Source organism: Actinomadura montaniterrae (assembly GCF_008923365.1).
Taxonomy (GTDB): domain Bacteria; phylum Actinomycetota; class Actinomycetes; order Streptosporangiales; family Streptosporangiaceae; genus Spirillospora; species Spirillospora montaniterrae.
On the sequence record NZ_WBMR01000221.1, the window covers coordinates 1 to 15118 of the forward strand.

The following is a 15118-nucleotide window of genomic DNA, read 5'->3' on the forward strand; positions in this document are numbered from 1 at the left end:
CATGGCGCCGGCGAGCACGGCGGCCCGGCGGACGTCCGCGAGCAGGGCGAGCACGGCCGCGGCCGCCATCACCGCGACCGCAAGGGCGCCGGCGACGCCCGCCACAGCCAGCGTCGCGCGGGCCCGCTCGGACCGCGGGCGCTGCGGCCGGACGCGCGGCACGGCGATCCGGACCGACATGTCTCCTTTGTACGCAATAGCTCACCAAAAGACGGCAAAGCCCTCGCTCGAAGATCGTATGGACCACCTCCCCGTTAACCCTCGATGATCATGAACGGGACGCCGCCGCGCGAGCCTTTGCCGCCCCTTTCACCTTCACTAGCAGGGACAACACCCGTCCCCGCCTATAAAGGAGTGACGTGATTCGACTCCCGCAAGGGGGATGGGGACATGGGCCAGACGGGCGAGCCGACGTTCGACCCGGGAACGCTGAGCCCCGCTCAGCGCCTCGGCGACGCCTGCGTCGTCTGCCGCAAGAAATGGCCCCGGCCACGCGTACGCGTCGGCCGCCTGCCGGACTCGTCCGGGGTGTTCGCGTGCGACGACTGCGCACCCGCCCCGCCGGCACCCCGCACACCGCGGGGCCCGAGGGAGCCGCTCACGAACGCTGGCCGGCCGGTCGAAGACCCGGCCGCCGCGCGGACGACGGCCCTGGACGCCGTCGTCATGGAGGTCTCTCCAGGGAGAAGGGTGACCCGGGCCTTCGGGGGGACGCCCGGGACCACCCGAGAGGCGCGCCCGACTGGGGGCGGTCGGGCGCGCCCTATTTAATTCAAGCTCGGCCCAAGGGGCTCGCCTGGCGGCTCGCCCCTTGACCGATCTTGGGCGAGCGCGAACTCGCTTCGCGAGCTTCCCGCTGGGGGGCTCGCCTTCGGCTTCGCCCCCCAGCGGTCAGATAGCGCGCTCGCGTGCGGGCTCAGCTTGCTGCGTTAGGGCGGCTGAGGTCACCGAAACACCTGGGGTCGGTCGCGTCAGGGCGGCTGAGGTCGCTGCGCACGTCTACGGCGGTCGTATCAGGGCGGCTCGGGTTGCTGCGCACGTCTGCGGCGGTCGCGTCAGGGCGGCTTGGGTCGCTGCGCACGTCTGCGGCGGTCGCGTCAGGGCGGCTTGGGTCGCTGCGCACGTCTGCGGCGGTCGCATCAGGGCGGCTGAGGTCGCTGCACACGTCTGCGGCGGTCGCGTCAGGGCGGCTCGGGTCGCTGCACACGTCTGCGGTGGTTGCGTTGGGGCGGCTTGGGGCGCTGTGCGGGGGTGGGGTGGTTGCGTTGGGGCGGCTTGGGTTTGGGCGCTTCAGGCCTGGGTGGATTCGATCCAGGTCTTGGTCCACTCGGCGTAGTCGGTGCAGTCGGTCTTCTTGGACTTGCCGCCGCAGACGCGGGTGGGGGCGTGCGCGAACATGATCTTGTCGATGTAGTCGCGGTCGCCGACGTGGAAGGCGCCGCAGAAGCCCGCGCGGAGGCGGTCGCCCGAGCACGCCTGCGGGTTGGCGGGGGCGACGCCGGTCCACTCGGCCACCTGCTGCTGGACGTCCGGGGACGCCGTCCACTGCAGCCACTGGTACATGCAGTTCGGATGCTGGACGCGGGCGCCGATCATCCAGGCGTCCATCCAGCCGGTGAGGCCCTCGGACGGCTCGGCGGCCTGGACGGGCTTGCCCGCGCGGTCCAGCACGTCCACCTGGTAGGGGCCCGCCTCGCCGAGCACGGCCGCTCCGCCGGCGAACGCGCTGATCGCGTCGGCGGGCTGCTCCCAGTACTTCAGCACGTGCGGGCGCTGCCGGGCGAGGACGCGGCCGGCGGCGGCGAGCTGGCGGGGCGACAGCGAGTACGGGTCGCCGATCTTGAGCTTGCGGTCGTGGCCCTTGAGGTAGAGCGCGGCCTCCGCGATCGACAGCGGGCTGTCGCGCACGATCAGCTTGCCGGAGTAGCGGCGGGCCTGCTCGGGGTCGAACAGCGCGGACCAGCTCGCCGGCGGCTGCACGGTCCGGGTGTCGTACATGAGGAGGTTCGCGCCCCAGACGTACGGGACGCCGTAGTACTTGCCGTCCTGCTTCAGCAGGCCGCGCAGCTTCGGCTCCAGCTTCTTGTAGCCGTCCACGAGGCTGGTGTTGACCGCGGTGACCTGGTTCTCGGCGACGAGGCGGCCGGCGACCTCCGGCGGCGCGGCGACGCCGTCGTAGCGCCGGCCCTTGTCGCGCATGAGGTCGTACATCTCCTGCGGGGTCTTGACCAGCTTCACGCCGACCTTGCAGCCGGTGCGCTCCTGGAAGGGGGTGACCCAGTCGACCCGCGGGTCGGTGGTGCCGCTCTCCACCGAGCCCGGCAGCGCGAGCAGGTTGAGGCCGCCCTCACCGGGGCCGAGGGTGCTCGCCACCTTCGCGACGCCGACCGGTGCGGGGTTCTCGTCGCTGCACGCGCCGAGGCCCGCGGCCGCCACGGCCGCGGCCGCCGCCAGCGCCGCCAGCCTCCCGCCGCCCGTCCGCCGGCCGGCCCTCCGCCGCATGTCGCTCCCGATCCCCTCCGCAGAGCCGTCCCCCGTCGCGGACGGACCCATCGGCGCAGCGTAGCGCCTCCGGCACCGCGGGGCGGTGCCCGCCCCGCCCGGGCCGCCGGCGGGAACGCGGTCCCGCCGCCATTCGCGACGGTGCGGGGCGCCACCGGCAAGCCATTCGCTGGTTTCCGGTGGCCGCTCTTCCGACTCGTGCCGCGAAGCCGGGCTATTACAGAAGATCGCGACTCCGGACGCACATCCGGACGGTGCGCCCGACCCGGCTATGCCGGGCCATTCATAAAATCATTTTCGGTCCGTATACGGAAACGACACGGCCCCGGGAGGGCGGCGGGTGCCGGTGTCCGCGCCACACGGAGGTTGCTGGAGAGGGATGTGGCGCGGGCTGCCGCCCTTCCCGGGGCCGCGGCGATGCCGGTGGACGTGGCGAGGTTGGGGAACAGCGGATCACCTTGCAGTGCTGCCTGGCCACGCGATCACCGGCGCCCGGCGCAGCGGCGGCGGTGTGACGCCCTCGAGACGGAGGAGATTCGAGGGACGCCGCGCGCTCTGCCGGGGGTCGCGGGACGGCCGGAGGCCGTCGTCGGGGGTGAGCCTGGGTGCGGTGTGCTTGACCACCTCGATCCGAGCGATGAGCGTCTGCGGGGTGTCGGCCTCGAGGAAGTCGCCGAGGTCGCGTTCGCGGGGCGGGAGCGCCCACCAGTGCCGGGTGAACGGCCCGAACCAGATCGTCCAGCCGGGGAACCGACGGCCGAGCGCGTCGACCTCCGCGGCATGGTCGTCAGCGGTCATAGCGCGGCTCTCCTGCTCGTCCCGTCCCACCGGTCACCGGAACGCCGGATCCCGTTCTGACTCCGGAGCCTGACTTTTAATTTCGCTCCTTTTAATTGACAGTGCGATTGTGTCGCCCGCCACAGAGCGCGTCAATGGGTGGAGCCATTATTCGTCGGCACGGCCCGGACGGAAATCAACGACGGAAATCCACGGCCGTGGGAAAGTACCGGACACCGGGCCCGGCCTGCCGGTTCGCGCCGGGCGAGGCCGGGGCGGGTCACGGGCCGCAATCCCGCGTTCACCGCGGCGTCACCGGCCGCGGCTAGCGTGGCCGGACCAGCGTTCCGACATCGAGCACCGCGAGGCGGTCCCGCGTGCCGTCAAGGCTTTTTGCGCCATTTAATGCTATCTGGGCGTTTCGTCGGTATCTCCGCCACGCACCGTTCGTTCTCGCGCTCGCGGGCGGTGCCGCGCTGCGCTGGACGGCGGTGCTCGCCTACCCGCACGGCCTGTGGTTCACCGGCGACTCGTACTTCTACGTCGGCTACGCGCTGCGGCCCGCGCCGGCGCCGAGCAAGACGCTCGGGTACTCGTTCCTGCTGCGGCTGCTGGAGCCGCTGCACAGCCTGACCGCCGTCGTGGTCGTCCAGCACCTCATGGGCCTCGCGGTCGCGGTGACGGCGTACGCGGTGCTGTGCCGCGCCGGGCTGCCCGCCTGGGCGTCCGCCCTGGTCACGCTGCCCGTGCTGTACGACGCGTACCAGATCGAGCTCGAACACCTGCTGATGTCCGAGACGCTGTTCATGTTCCTGATCACCGGCGCGCTGACGCTGCTGCTCTGGCGCGTCCGCGACGGGCGGGCCCCGCCGTGGTGGGCGGCCCTGGCCGCCGGCCTGCTGCTCGGCTACGCGGTGCTCGTCCGGTCGGCGGGCGCGCCGCTGGTCCCGGTCGTGCTGGTGTGCCTGCTGCTGTGGCGGCGCGGGTGGCGTCCGGCGCTGGCGTTCGGCGCGGCCGCCGCGGTCCCGCTCGTCGCGTACGCGCTGTGGTTCCACGCGGAGCGCGGCACGTACGCGCTCACCACGTCCGACGGCATCTACCTGTGGGGGCGGACGGCCGGGTTCGCCGACTGCGCGAAGATGCGCCCGCCGCCCGACGAGGCGGCCCTGTGCCTGCCCCCGGGGGCCGAGGAGCGGCGCGAGGCGCCCGGCCACCTGATCTGGCGCGGCGACATCCCGCCCCGGCTGCTCATGTCACCCGTGGTGACCCCGGAGGCGAACAGCACGCTGCGCGACTTCTCCATCCGGGCGATCCTGGCGCAGCCCGGCGACTACCTGGAGGCGGTCGGCGAGGGCGTCGGGCGCGCCTTCAGCCCGCACCGGTACCGCTACCCGAACTCGACGACCGAGCGGCTCTACCACTTCCCCGACCGCCCGCAGCTGTTCCCGAGCGGCGTCGCCTACGCCGCCGGGCCCGGCGCGCCGGGCACCGTGCTCGCGGACGCGATGCGGTACGGCCGGACGGGCGCTCCGAGCGAGGTCGTCCAGCCGTACGCGAACCGCATGATCGGCTACCAGGAGCGCTGGTTCCTGCCGGGACCGGCGATCGGCGCCGTGTTCGGGCTCGGCGCCGTCGCCGTCGTGGCGGCCCGCGGGCGGCGGCGCGAGGTCCTGATGGTGTGGGGGACGGCGGCGACGCTGCTGCTGTTCCCCATCGCCAGCGCCGACTTCGACTACCGCTACGTCGTGCCGGCGGTGCCGTTCGCCTGCCTCGCCGTGGGCCTCGGCCTGTCGGCGGTCCGCGCCCGCGCGGCCGGTGCGGAGACCGGTCGCGCGGACGCCGATCGCGCGGACGCAGACGCCGACGGCGCGGACGCGGAGACCGATCGCACGGGCGCGGAGACCGATCGCGCGGGCGCGGGGGCCGTCAGCCGTTGGTGGGGAACCCGAGGTTCACGCCGCCGTGAGAAGGATCGAGCCAGCGTGCCGTGACGGCCTTGGTGCGCGTGTAGAAGTGGACGCCCTCCATGCCGTGCGCGTGGCTGTCGCCGAACAGCGAGTCCTTCCAGCCGCCGAACGAGTAGTACGCCATCGGCACCGGGATCGGCACGTTGATCCCGACCATGCCGACCTCCACCTCGTTCTGGAAGCGGCGCGCGGCCCCGCCGTCGTTGGTGAAGATCGCGGTGCCGTTGCCGTACGGGTTCGCCGAGATCAGCTCCATGGCCTCCTCGTACGAGCCGGCCCGCACGACCGCGAGCACCGGGCCGAAGATCTCGTCCTTGTAGGCGTCCATCTCCGGGGTGACGTGGTCGAGGACGGTCGGGCCGAGCCAGAACCCGCCGCCCGCGCCGCCGAGCACCGGCGTCTCGCGGCCGTCGATCGCGAGGGTGGCGCCCTGCGCGACGCCGCTGTCGAGGTAGGAGGCGACCTTGTCGCGGTGCGCCCCGGTGACCAGCGGGCCCATCTCCGACTCGGGGTGGTCGCCGGGGCCGATCTTGAGCTTGGCGACCCGCTCGCGGATCTTCGCCATCAGCTCGTCGCCGACCGGGTCGACGGCGACCACGACGGAGATCGCCATGCAGCGCTCGCCCGCCGAGCCGAAGCCCGCCGACACCGCCGCGTCCGCGGCGAGGTCCAGGTCGGCGTCCGGCAGCACCAGCATGTGGTTCTTCGCGCCGCCGAGCGCCTGCACCCGCTTGCCGTTCGCCGCCGCCGTCTCGTAGATGTACCGCGCGATCGGCGTTGAGCCGACGAAGCTGACGGCCTTCACGTCCGGGTGGTGCAGCAGCCCGTCCACCGCGGCCTTGTCGCCGTGGACGACGTTGAACACCCCGTCCGGCAGGCCCGCCTCGGCCCACAGCTCCGCGATCCGCACCGACGCCGACGGGTCCTTCTCCGACGGCTTGAGCACGAACGTGTTCCCGCACGCGATCGCCACCGGGAACATCCACATCGGCACCATCGCCGGGAAGTTGAACGGGGTGATCCCGGCGACGACGCCGAGCGGCTGCAGGATCGAGTAGGCGTCCACCTTCGTGGACACGTTCTCCGAGAACCCGCCCTTGAGCAGGTGCGGGATGCCGCAGGCGAACTCCACGACCTCCAGGCCGCGCGCGACCTCGCCCGCCGCGTCCGACAGCACCTTGCCGTGCTCGGCGGAGATCAGCGCGGCCAGCTCGTCGCGGTGCGCGGCGACCAGTTCGCGGAACCGGAACAGCACGGACGTCCGCTTGGACAGGGACGCGTCCCGCCAGCCGGGGAACGCGGCCTTCGCGGCGGCGACGGCGGCGTCCACCTCGGCGGCGGACGCGAAGTCGACGTGCCCGGCGACGCGTCCGGTCGCGGGTTCGTAGACGTCGCCGCGCCGGGTGGCGTCCCCGTCGAACGGCTTGCCGCCGATCCAGTGGGTGATGTGCTTGGTCTCGGTCATCAGGCGGTCTTTCCGGTCGCGGCCTTCGCGGCGGCGTCCGCGGTCACGGACTCCAGCGAGGCGATCAGGATGCCCAGGCCTTCGAGGGCCTCGGCGTCGGTCAGGGTGAGGGGCGGGGCCATGCGCACCACGTTGCCGTACAGGCCGCCCTTGCCGACCAGCAGCCCCCGCTCGCGGGCCGCCTCCATCAGCGCGGCGGCCAGCGGCGAGCTCGGCTCGCCGGTCTCCGGGTCCGCGAGCTCGATCGCGAACATCAGGCCCTTGCCGCGGACGTCCTTGACGACCGGGAACCGCGCCGACGCGTCCCGCAGGCCCCCGATGATCGTCGCGCCCTGCTTGGCGGCGTTGGCCTGCAGGTCGTGGTCCAGGACGTAGTCGAGGGTCGCGTTCGCCGCAGCCATCGAGATCGGGTTCCCGCCGAACGTGGAGAGCCCGACGGCGTGGAGCGCGTCCATCAGCTCGCCGCGCGCGACGACGCCGCCGACCGCGAACCCGTTGCCGAGGCCCTTGGCGAACGTCATCATGTCGGGCGTCACGCCGTGGTTGTCGATGCCCCAGAAGCCCTGGCCCGTCCGGCCCCACGCGGTCTGCACCTCGTCGGAGATGAACAGGATGCCCGCCTCGTCGAGGACCTCCTTGTAGGCGGCGAACAGGCCGTCCGGCGCCATCGTGAACCCGCCGACGCCCTGGATCGGCTCCGCGATCAGCGCGGCGACGTCGCCGCCGGTCGCGGTCGCGAGGACGTGCCGCAGGTCCTGCACGCACGCGTCGACGTACGCCTCGTCGGACATGCCGGCGAACTGCGGGAGGTGGCGGTCGGCGCCGTGCAGGAAGTGGACGTTCAGCGGCGAGTAGGACAGGTTCGTCCAGGCCCGGTTGCCGGTGATGCCGGTCGCGCCGAACGAGCGGCCGTGGTAGCTCTGCCGCATCGCGAGGACCTGGTCGCTGCGCCGCGCGTACGCCGCCAGCAGCAGCGCCGTCTCGTTGGCCTCGGTGCCGGAGTTGGCGAAGAACACCTTCGCGTCCGGGATGCCGGACAGCCGGGCGATCTTCTCCGCCAGCTCGACCTGGCCGCGCAGCAGGTAGGCGGTGGAGGTGTGCACGACGCCGGTGGCGAGCTGCCGCTCCACCGCCTCCCGCACCTCGGGCACGTCGTACCCGATCATGTTGGTGAGGATGCCCGTGAAGAAGTCGAGGTAGGTCTCGCCCTCGGCGTCGGTCACGCGGTTTCCCTTGCCGCCGACGATCTCGATGGGGTCCTGGTAGTTGAGCGCCATCCAGGACGGCATGACCGCCCTGTGGCGCCGGAGCAGGTTCGCGTGTTCCGACATGGCCCAAGTCTCGTTCCGGCGGAACCGCGGGGCCAGCGGCAGAGTGTCACGACACCGGCCCGCCGGTTGACGGAGTGGAACGCGGCGTCCCCCGGCGCCTCCCCCGGACGCCTACACCCTGTAAACCTCGTGGTCATCCCCGTTGACAGGCTGTCGGATATCATCGCGGGCGATGCTGCCCACACTCGACGACGTCCTCCAGCTCGACGCGGTCCGCCGCGGGCAGCCGCGCGTCGTCGCCGGCGCCGACCGCACCGGCAACCTCGTCCGCTGGGTGCACGTCGCCGAGGTCACCGACATCGCGCACCTGCTGCACGGCGGCGAGCTGGTGCTCACCACCGGCATCGCGCTGCCCGACGAGCCGGACCGGCTGCGCGCCTACATCGCCGACCTCGCGGAGGTCGGCGTCAGCGGCCTGATGATCGAACTCGGCCGGCGGTACGCCAGCAGCCCGCCCGCGGCGCTGGTCGCCGCCGCCGAGGACCTCGGCCTCCCGGTGGTCGTGCTGGCGCACGAGCCGGCGTTCGTCGACATCACCGAGTCCGTGCACGCCCGGATCGTCCAGGAGCAGTTCGCCGAGCTGCGCGCCTCCGAGCAGCTGCACGAGATCTTCACCCAGCTGTCGGTGGAGGGCGCCTCCACCGACGAGGTCGTCCGGCAGGTCGCCGCGATCGGCGGGCACCCGGTGGTGCTGGAGAACCTGTCGCACCGCGTGCTGGCCGCCGACGCCGACGGCCGCGACCCCGCCGAGCTGCTGTCGGCGTGGGAGACCCGCTCGCGCGCCGTCCGGCCGCGGACCCGCACCGGCTACGACACCGCGTCCGGCTGGCTCGTCACCACGGTCGGCGCCCGCGGCGAGGACTGGGGACGGCTGATCATCGTGCTCGGCTCGCCGCCGTCGCCGCGCGAGACCGTGCTGATCGAGCGGGCCGCGACCACCCTCGCGCTCGGCCGGCTGCTGGACCGGCACGCCGAGAGCGTCGAGCGGCAGGCGCACGGGACGATCATCGCCCGGATCCTCGCGCACGCCTACTCCGACCCCCAGGAGGCCGCCGCCCGCGCCCGCGCGCTCGGCGTGCCGCTGTCCGGGCGGCGGCTGCTCGGGGCCGTGCTGCGGAACCGCGGGTCCGCGCACGCGGGGCGGGGGTCCGCGCCGCCCGTCGGGGAGCTGTCGGCGCTCGCCGAGACGGCCGCCGCCGCCTGCAAGGACGCCCGCCTGCCCGCCCTCGTCGGCGTGCTGGACGAGGGCGGCCCGCAGGCCCGGGTCGGCGTGCTGGCCTCGCTGCCCGCCCGCGCGGACGCCGAGACCGCGCTCACCGACGTCGCCACCCGGATCCGCAAGCAGTCCGGCGGCGACACCGTGATGGCCGCCGGGTCCGTCGTGGAGACGATCCGGGACGTCCGCCGCTCGTTCCTGGAGGCCGAGCAGGTCGCCGACGTCGCCGCCCGCGGCTCCGGCGGCCGGCTGTTCTACCGGCTGCCCGACCTGCGGCTGCGCGGCCTGCTGCACCTGCTGCGCGACGACGCCCGCGTCCAGACGTTCGTCGAGCGGGAACTCGGCCCGCTGCTGGAGTACGACGCGCAGCGCGGCAGCGACCTCACCCGCATCCTGGAGCTGTACCTCGAGTCGGGGCGGAACAAGGCCGTCGCGGCGCAGCAGGCCCACCTGTCGCGTCCGGCCTTCTACGAGCGGCTCCGCCGCATCGAGCGGGTCCTGGACGCCGACCTCGACGACGTCGAGTCGTGCGTGTCCTTCCACGTCGCGCTGCTCGCGCTCAGCTCCGTCCGCTGGGAACGCTCCTGACCGGCGCGGGGCACCGGAGATCGGCGGCGGCCGATCGGCGAACGGGGAGCCCGGGGCTTACTCCGCGTTTACGCTTTCCAGCATGACGGACGCGGCGTTGCATGTTCATCGGTACGGAGATCCATCGGGGGCGCCGCTGGTGGCGCTGCACGGCGTCACGGGGCACGGGGCCCGGTGGCGGCGGACGGCCGAGCGGCACCTCGCGGACCGGTACACCCTCGCGCCCGACCTGCGCGGGCACGGCCGCTCCCCGCACGAGCCGCCGTGGGGCGTCGAGCAGCACGTCGAGGACGTCCTCGCGGTCATGGACGCCGAGGGCCTCGACCAGGCCGACCTCGTCGGGCACTCCTACGGCGGCATGATCGCGGTGCATCTGGCACGGACCGCGCCGCACCGGGTGCGGCGGCTCGTCCTGCTGGACCCGGCGATCGGCCTCGACCCGGCGGAGGCCGCGCGGAACGCCCGCGGATACATGGCCGCGGTGTCGTTCGCGGACGCCGTCGAGGCGCGGGCGTCGCTGGTGGCGCGGTGGTCCCTGGCGTCCGAGGAGACCGTGAACGACGAGGTCGGCGAGCACCTGGAGCACGGCCCGGACGGGCGCACCCGCTGGCGGTACGAGCCGGCCGCGATCGTGACGGCGTACTCGGAGATGGCGCGCCCGCACGTCCCGCCGCCCGCCGACCTGCCGACCCACCTGGTGATCGCGACGCTCGCCGACCTGGTGCGCCCCGAGTTCGTCGTGGACTGCCGCGCCGCCCTCGGCCCCGGCCTGACGATCAGCGAGATCGAGTCCGGCCACATGCTCTACATCGACCGCCTGGAGGAGACCGGCGCGCTGCTGCGCACATGGCTCGCACCGTGAGCGCACACTCTCTCCACATCCGGCTGGTTTGATCACCGCATGGCAGCGAGCATCGACTACCTCGACCGGGTCGCCGCGACGGACGTGGCCGGCGCCTACAAGCGCCACATGCTGGAGGCCCTCGCCATCGAGCCCGGCCACACGGTGCTGGACGCCGGCTGCGGGCCCGGCACCGACCTGGCCGCCCTCGCGTCCGCGGCCGGGCCGTCGGGCACCGTGATCGGCGTCGACCACGACCCGGCCATGGCGGACGAGGCGCGCCGCCGCACCGCGGACCTGCCCGGCGTCCGGGTGGAGCGGGCCGACGCGCACGCCCTCCCCCTGGACGCCGGCGCCGTGGACCGGGCCCGGATGGACCGGGTGATGATGCACCTGGACGACCCGTCCCGCGCCCTCGGCGAGCTCTGCCGCGTCCTGCGGCCGGGCGGGCTGCTGGCGCTCGCCGAACCCGACTGGCACACCCTCGCGATCGACCACCCCGACCTGGAGACGAGCCTCGCGTTCACCAGGTTCGTCGCCGAGAACGCCAACCGGAACCGGGCGATGGGACGGCAGATCCCGCGGCTGGCGGAGGCGGCCGGGTTCGCGGTCCGGTCGGTGCTGAACGCGGCGCCGGTGTTCCGCGATCCAGCCACGGCCGAACACGTGTTCGGGCTGCGCCGCAACACCGGCCGCGCCGTCGACGCGGGCCACCTGGACCGGGACGCCGCCCGCCGCTGGCTGGACCATCTGGACCGCGGTCCGGTCATGGTCACGGCCTCGTTCATCATCGTCCTCGCGCAGGCAGAACCCGGAGCCGTCCGCTAGCCCGCTCCCCTGGCCGCTTCACGCCGCCTCCGGCCGTCCGGGTGTCACCCGGAGGAGGTACTTCAGTGCGCTGAGGGCACAACCATCTAGTGACACTTCGCAGTTCGGCGGGTATGCGCACCTTCGGGGTGGAAGAGGAGCTGCTCCTCGTCGACCCCGTCAGCGGCGTGCCGCAGGCCGTCTCCGGCTCCGTCGTCCAGTACGCCCGCCGGCACGCCGAGGTCCTGTTCAACGGCGGCCGGCGCTCCGAACCGCTGGAATGCGAACTGCAGCGCGAGCAGCTGGAGATCTGCACCCCGGTCTGCAGCACCCTCGACGAGGTGTCCGCGCACGTCAGGTCGGCGCGGCAGGCGGCGGCGCAGGCCGCGGCGGGCGTCGGCATCACGGTCGCCGCCCTCGCGACCTCCCCGGTCACCGTCCGCCCGTCGCTGTCCCCGTCGCACCGCTACCGGCGCATGTCGGACACCTACGGGGCCACCGCCGACGAGCAGCTCACCTGCGGCTGCCACGTCCACGTGGGCGTCGCGTCGCCGGACGAGGGCGTCGCCGTCCTCGACCGGATCCGGCCCTGGCTGCCGCCGCTGCTCGCCCTCAGCGCCAACTCCCCGTTCTGGCAGGGCGCCGACACCGGCTACGACAGCTGGCGGCACCAGGTGTGGGGGCGGTGGCCGTCCAGCGGCCCCACCGAGCTGTTCGGCTCCGCGAAGGCCTACCGCGCGACCGTCGAGGCGCTGCTGGCCACCGGCGCGCTCGTCGACGAGGGGATGATCTACTACGACGCGCGGCTGTCCCGCCGCTACCCCACCGTGGAGATCCGCGTCCCCGACGTGTGCATGCGCGCCGACGACGCGGTGCTCATGGCCGCCCTCGTCCGGGCCATGGTCGACACCGCCGCCGAGTCGTGGCACGCCGGCGAGCCGCCCGACCCCGTCCGCGCCGACCTGATGCGGCTGGCGATGTGGCGGGCCGGACGGTCCGGGCTGCGCGAGGACCTCGTGCACCCCGCGACCCGCCGCGCGGCGCCCGTCCACGAGGTGGTCCGCGCGCTGCTGGAGCATCTCGGCCCGGCGCTCGACCGCGCGGGCGACCTGGAGACCGCCACCCGGCTCCTGCACGGCCTCCTGGAGCGCGGCAACGGCGCCCAGCTGCAACGCGCCGTGTACTCCCGCACGCGCGACGTGACCGCCGTCGTCGCCGACGCCGTCGGCCACACCACCGCCTGAACGCGGGGTCAGGAGCGGCCGAGGAGGCGCAGGAGTCCCGGATCGGTGGCGAACAGCCGGTCGATCTCCTCGGCGCCGACCCGGTCCGCGAGGATCTGCAGGGCGATGTCCTGCCGCACGTACTCGGCCGCCATCAGCGCGACCGCCGGGTCCGCCGTGTAGATCCCCCACGCCGCGCCCTCGCCGAACCCGCCGACGACGGCCTCCCGCCGGTCTCCGACGACCACGAGGAGCCGGTACCCCAGATCCTCCAGGACGGCCTCGGGCGCGGAGTACCGGTGCCGATAGACGGCCCCCGTCCCGTCCCCGCCGAACGGATCCTCGCCGAACGAGACCACCGACACCTCGACGTCCCGCCCGGCGGCGTCGACGACGGCCGCCCGCAGCCGCGCCATCTCCTCCGGCCACACCGACATGACCAGGCCGCGCCGGGCCCCGGCGATCACGTCCTCCGCCCGGTCCAGCATGGCCTCGGCGTCCTTCAGCCCGTGGATCAGGTGGCCCTCCGGGGCCGCCGCCACGGCCGGCAGCGCCGACCGCAGCACGGCGACCGACCCGTCGAACTCCCGCCGCATCCGGTCGAGGAGCGCCTCAGGTGGCAGCGGCAGGTATTCGGTCGCGTCGGACGACCCCCGCAGCTCGTAGGCGGCGCCTCGCGCCACCAGCTTGCCGAGCGTCTCGTAGACGGTGCTGCGCGGGACCCCGGAGCGCTTCGCCACCTCGTAACCGTTGACCGGCCTGCCCGCCCCGACGAGGGCCACGTACGCCTTCGCCTCGTATCCGGACATGCCGAGCCGCTGCAGATGCTCAAGGACGTCCCGCGCGCTCACCGCCGCAATGGTAGTTCTCCGAGCGTCCCCCGTCGCCGGACCGCGCGCGGTGTCAGAATCCGGGCATGGAACGGCGGCTGGACGACATGACGCTGGAGAGGTCTCCGGTGGTGGCCAACTGCGCCATGAACCGGGAGCGCACCCTGAGGTCGTACGGGCGGGAGCTCGGGATCGACGTGCTCACCGAGCTCGGCGGCGCCTGGCTGGACCTGTGCTGCGGCGCGGGCCGCGCGCTGGCCGAGGCAGCCGCGCAACGCCCGGACGCGCGCATCACGGGCGTCGACCTGACCGACCACTTCCTGCCCGAGGCGAGGGCCGTGCGGCTCGTCACCGCGTCCGTCGCGGAGTGGGCGCCCGACGAGCCGTACGACCTGATCACGTGCGTGCACGGGCTGCACTACGTCGGCGACAAGCTGCGCGTCCTGGCGCGGGCCGCTTCATGGCTGACCCCGAACGGGCTGCTCGCGGCGAGCTTCGACGTGGCGAGCGTCCGGCTCGCGGACGGGTCGCCGGGCGGGCGGCGGCTGGTGGCGGCGCTCCGCGAGGCCGGCTTCCGCTATGACGGGCGGCGCCGCCGCATCTCCCTGCGGGGAGGGCGGGGGGTGCGGCTTCCCTATCGCTACCTGGGGGCCGATGACCAGGCCGGGCCGAACTACACCGGGCAGCCGGCGGTGGACTCGTTCTATGCGGAGGGCGTTGTAAGCGTTCACTGACCCTTGGGTCAGGAGCGGGGGTCGGCCTGCCTTACGATCGGCGCCATGGCCTCCCCACTCGACTGGACCCCGCCGTCCGGCGCGCTGATCCGCGCCGCGAGCCTGGCGCTCGAGCCGTGGCGCGCGTACACCTCGCCCGTCTTCCACGGCATGGAGAACGTGCCCGAGACGGGTCCGGCGCTGCTGGTCGGGAACCACACGGTGTACGGGGTGGTCGACGCGCCGCTGATCTTCTTCGAGATCCACCGGCGGCGCGGGGTGTGGGTGCGGTCGCTGGCCGACCACGCGCATTGGCGGATCCCGGGCTGGCGCACCGTGATGGACATGGGCGGCTCGGTCGACGGGACGCGCGACAACTGCCGCGCCCTGCTGCGGGACGGGCAGATGGTCGTGGTGTTCCCCGGGGGCGCGCGGGAGGCGACGCGCGACCGCGCCGACCGGTACCGGCTGCAGTGGGAGGGCCGGCTGGGCTTCGCGCGCCTCGCCGTGGAGGCGGGCTGCCCGATCATCCCGTTCGGGTCGGTGGGGGTGGAGGAGATGTTCACCACCGTGCTGGATCCGGGCAGCCCGCTGCTCGCCCCGGCCCGGCTGCTCGGCCGCGCCGTCCTCGGCGAGCGCGGCATGCGCGACGACGTGCTGATGCCGGTTTCGCGCGGCGTCGGGCCGACGCCGATCCCGCGCCCGCAGCGGCTCTACTTCGGCTTCGGCGAGCCGATCGACACGGCGCTGTGGGCCGGCCGCGCCGACGACGACCGGGCGGTCACCGAGGTGCGCGACCTGACCCGCAAGGCCGTCGAGGAGATCATCCTCGGGCTGCGCGCCGAGCAGCGCGACGAC

13 protein-coding genes are annotated in these 15118 nt (G+C 73.7%); 7 read left to right on the forward strand and 6 right to left on the reverse strand.

The features are described 5' to 3' along the window. From F9B16_RS41695 to F9B16_RS41710, 3 genes are all read right to left on the reverse strand, one after another. A partial coding sequence (locus F9B16_RS41695) for a hypothetical protein (RefSeq protein ID WP_225992411.1) occupies positions 1 to 180 on the reverse strand: 180 nt, incomplete at its 3' end. 1110 nt (positions 181 to 1290) lie between these two features. Then, positions 1291 to 2553, reverse strand: coding sequence for an extracellular solute-binding protein (locus tag F9B16_RS41705; RefSeq protein ID WP_225992412.1), 1263 nt, complete (start codon positions 2551 to 2553; stop codon positions 1291 to 1293). Positions 2554 to 2955: 402 nt separating this feature from the next. Continuing rightward, positions 2956 to 3300, reverse strand: a complete 345-nt coding sequence (locus F9B16_RS41710; RefSeq protein WP_151545789.1) for a hypothetical protein — start codon at positions 3298 to 3300, stop codon at positions 2956 to 2958. A 470-nt stretch (positions 3301 to 3770) separates the two neighbouring features. Here F9B16_RS41710 and F9B16_RS41715 point away from each other — a divergent pair, with 470 nt between their 5' ends. Further along, the gene (locus F9B16_RS41715) at positions 3771 to 5270 is read left to right on the forward strand and encodes a phospholipid carrier-dependent glycosyltransferase (protein WP_151545790.1); all 1500 of its coding nucleotides are present in this window, start codon (positions 3771 to 3773) and stop codon (positions 5268 to 5270) included. Here F9B16_RS41715 and F9B16_RS41720 read toward each other — a convergent pair. Further along, a complete protein-coding gene (locus F9B16_RS41720; RefSeq protein ID WP_151545791.1) occupies positions 5206 to 6711 on the reverse strand; it encodes a CoA-acylating methylmalonate-semialdehyde dehydrogenase in 1506 nt (501 codons plus the stop codon). The genes F9B16_RS41715 and F9B16_RS41720 overlap by 65 nt on opposite strands. Then, entirely contained in the window at positions 6711 to 8042 is a 1332-nt protein-coding gene (locus F9B16_RS41725) for an aspartate aminotransferase family protein (RefSeq protein WP_151545792.1), read from the reverse strand. The genes F9B16_RS41720 and F9B16_RS41725 overlap by 1 nt, the downstream gene beginning before the upstream one ends. Positions 8043 to 8214: 172 nt before the next feature. Here F9B16_RS41725 and F9B16_RS41730 point away from each other — a divergent pair, with 172 nt between their 5' ends. The 4 genes from F9B16_RS41730 to F9B16_RS41745 all read left to right on the forward strand — a co-directional run bounded on the left by F9B16_RS41730 (position 8215) and on the right by F9B16_RS41745 (position 12738). Further along, positions 8215 to 9846, forward strand: a complete 1632-nt coding sequence (locus tag F9B16_RS41730; protein WP_151545793.1) for a PucR family transcriptional regulator — start codon at positions 8215 to 8217, stop codon at positions 9844 to 9846. An 82-nt stretch (positions 9847 to 9928) separates the two neighbouring features. Further along, the gene (locus F9B16_RS41735; protein WP_151545794.1) at positions 9929 to 10708 is read left to right on the forward strand and encodes an alpha/beta fold hydrolase; all 780 of its coding nucleotides are present in this window, start codon (positions 9929 to 9931) and stop codon (positions 10706 to 10708) included. A gap of 39 nt (positions 10709 to 10747) precedes the next feature. Continuing rightward, the gene (locus F9B16_RS41740) at positions 10748 to 11515 is read left to right on the forward strand and encodes a methyltransferase domain-containing protein (protein ID WP_151545795.1); all 768 of its coding nucleotides are present in this window, start codon (positions 10748 to 10750) and stop codon (positions 11513 to 11515) included. 113 nt (positions 11516 to 11628) lie between these two features. Then, on the forward strand, positions 11629 to 12738 hold the full coding sequence (locus F9B16_RS41745; RefSeq protein ID WP_151545796.1) for a carboxylate-amine ligase: 1110 nt from the start codon (positions 11629 to 11631) through the stop codon (positions 12736 to 12738). 8 nt (positions 12739 to 12746) lie between these two features. Here F9B16_RS41745 and F9B16_RS41750 read toward each other — a convergent pair whose 3' ends face one another. After that, on the reverse strand, positions 12747 to 13568 hold the full coding sequence (locus F9B16_RS41750) for a TrmB family transcriptional regulator (RefSeq protein ID WP_225992413.1): 822 nt from the start codon (positions 13566 to 13568) through the stop codon (positions 12747 to 12749). A gap of 65 nt (positions 13569 to 13633) precedes the next feature. Here F9B16_RS41750 and F9B16_RS41755 point away from each other — a divergent pair, with 65 nt between their 5' ends. Both F9B16_RS41755 and F9B16_RS41760 read left to right on the forward strand, forming a co-directional pair. Next, positions 13634 to 14281 carry a class I SAM-dependent methyltransferase gene (locus F9B16_RS41755; RefSeq protein WP_151545797.1) on the forward strand — a complete coding sequence of 216 codons (648 nt, stop codon included), beginning with the start codon at positions 13634 to 13636 and terminating at the stop codon, positions 14279 to 14281. 45 nt (positions 14282 to 14326) lie between these two features. Next, positions 14327 to 15118: lysophospholipid acyltransferase family protein (locus F9B16_RS41760; protein WP_151545798.1), on the forward strand; the 792-nt coding region annotated here is incomplete at its 3' end.

Coding starts and splice junctions, on each gene's coding strand:
- F9B16_RS41705 (WP_225992412.1), bottom strand. CDS start 2,553: ATGGGTCCGTCCGCGACGGGGGACGGCTCTGCGGAGGGGATCGGGAGC.
- F9B16_RS41710 (WP_151545789.1), bottom strand. CDS start 3,300: ATGACCGCTGACGACCATGCCGCGGAGGTCGACGCGCTCGGCCGTCGG.
- F9B16_RS41720 (WP_151545791.1), bottom strand. CDS start 6,711: ATGACCGAGACCAAGCACATCACCCACTGGATCGGCGGCAAGCCGTTC.
- F9B16_RS41725 (WP_151545792.1), bottom strand. CDS start 8,042: ATGTCGGAACACGCGAACCTGCTCCGGCGCCACAGGGCGGTCATGCCG.
- F9B16_RS41730 (WP_151545793.1), top strand. CDS start 8,215: ATGCTGCCCACACTCGACGACGTCCTCCAGCTCGACGCGGTCCGCCGC.
- F9B16_RS41735 (WP_151545794.1), top strand. CDS start 9,929: ATGACGGACGCGGCGTTGCATGTTCATCGGTACGGAGATCCATCGGGG.
- F9B16_RS41740 (WP_151545795.1), top strand. CDS start 10,748: ATGGCAGCGAGCATCGACTACCTCGACCGGGTCGCCGCGACGGACGTG.
- F9B16_RS41745 (WP_151545796.1), top strand. CDS start 11,629: ATGCGCACCTTCGGGGTGGAAGAGGAGCTGCTCCTCGTCGACCCCGTC.
- F9B16_RS41755 (WP_151545797.1), top strand. CDS start 13,634: ATGGAACGGCGGCTGGACGACATGACGCTGGAGAGGTCTCCGGTGGTG.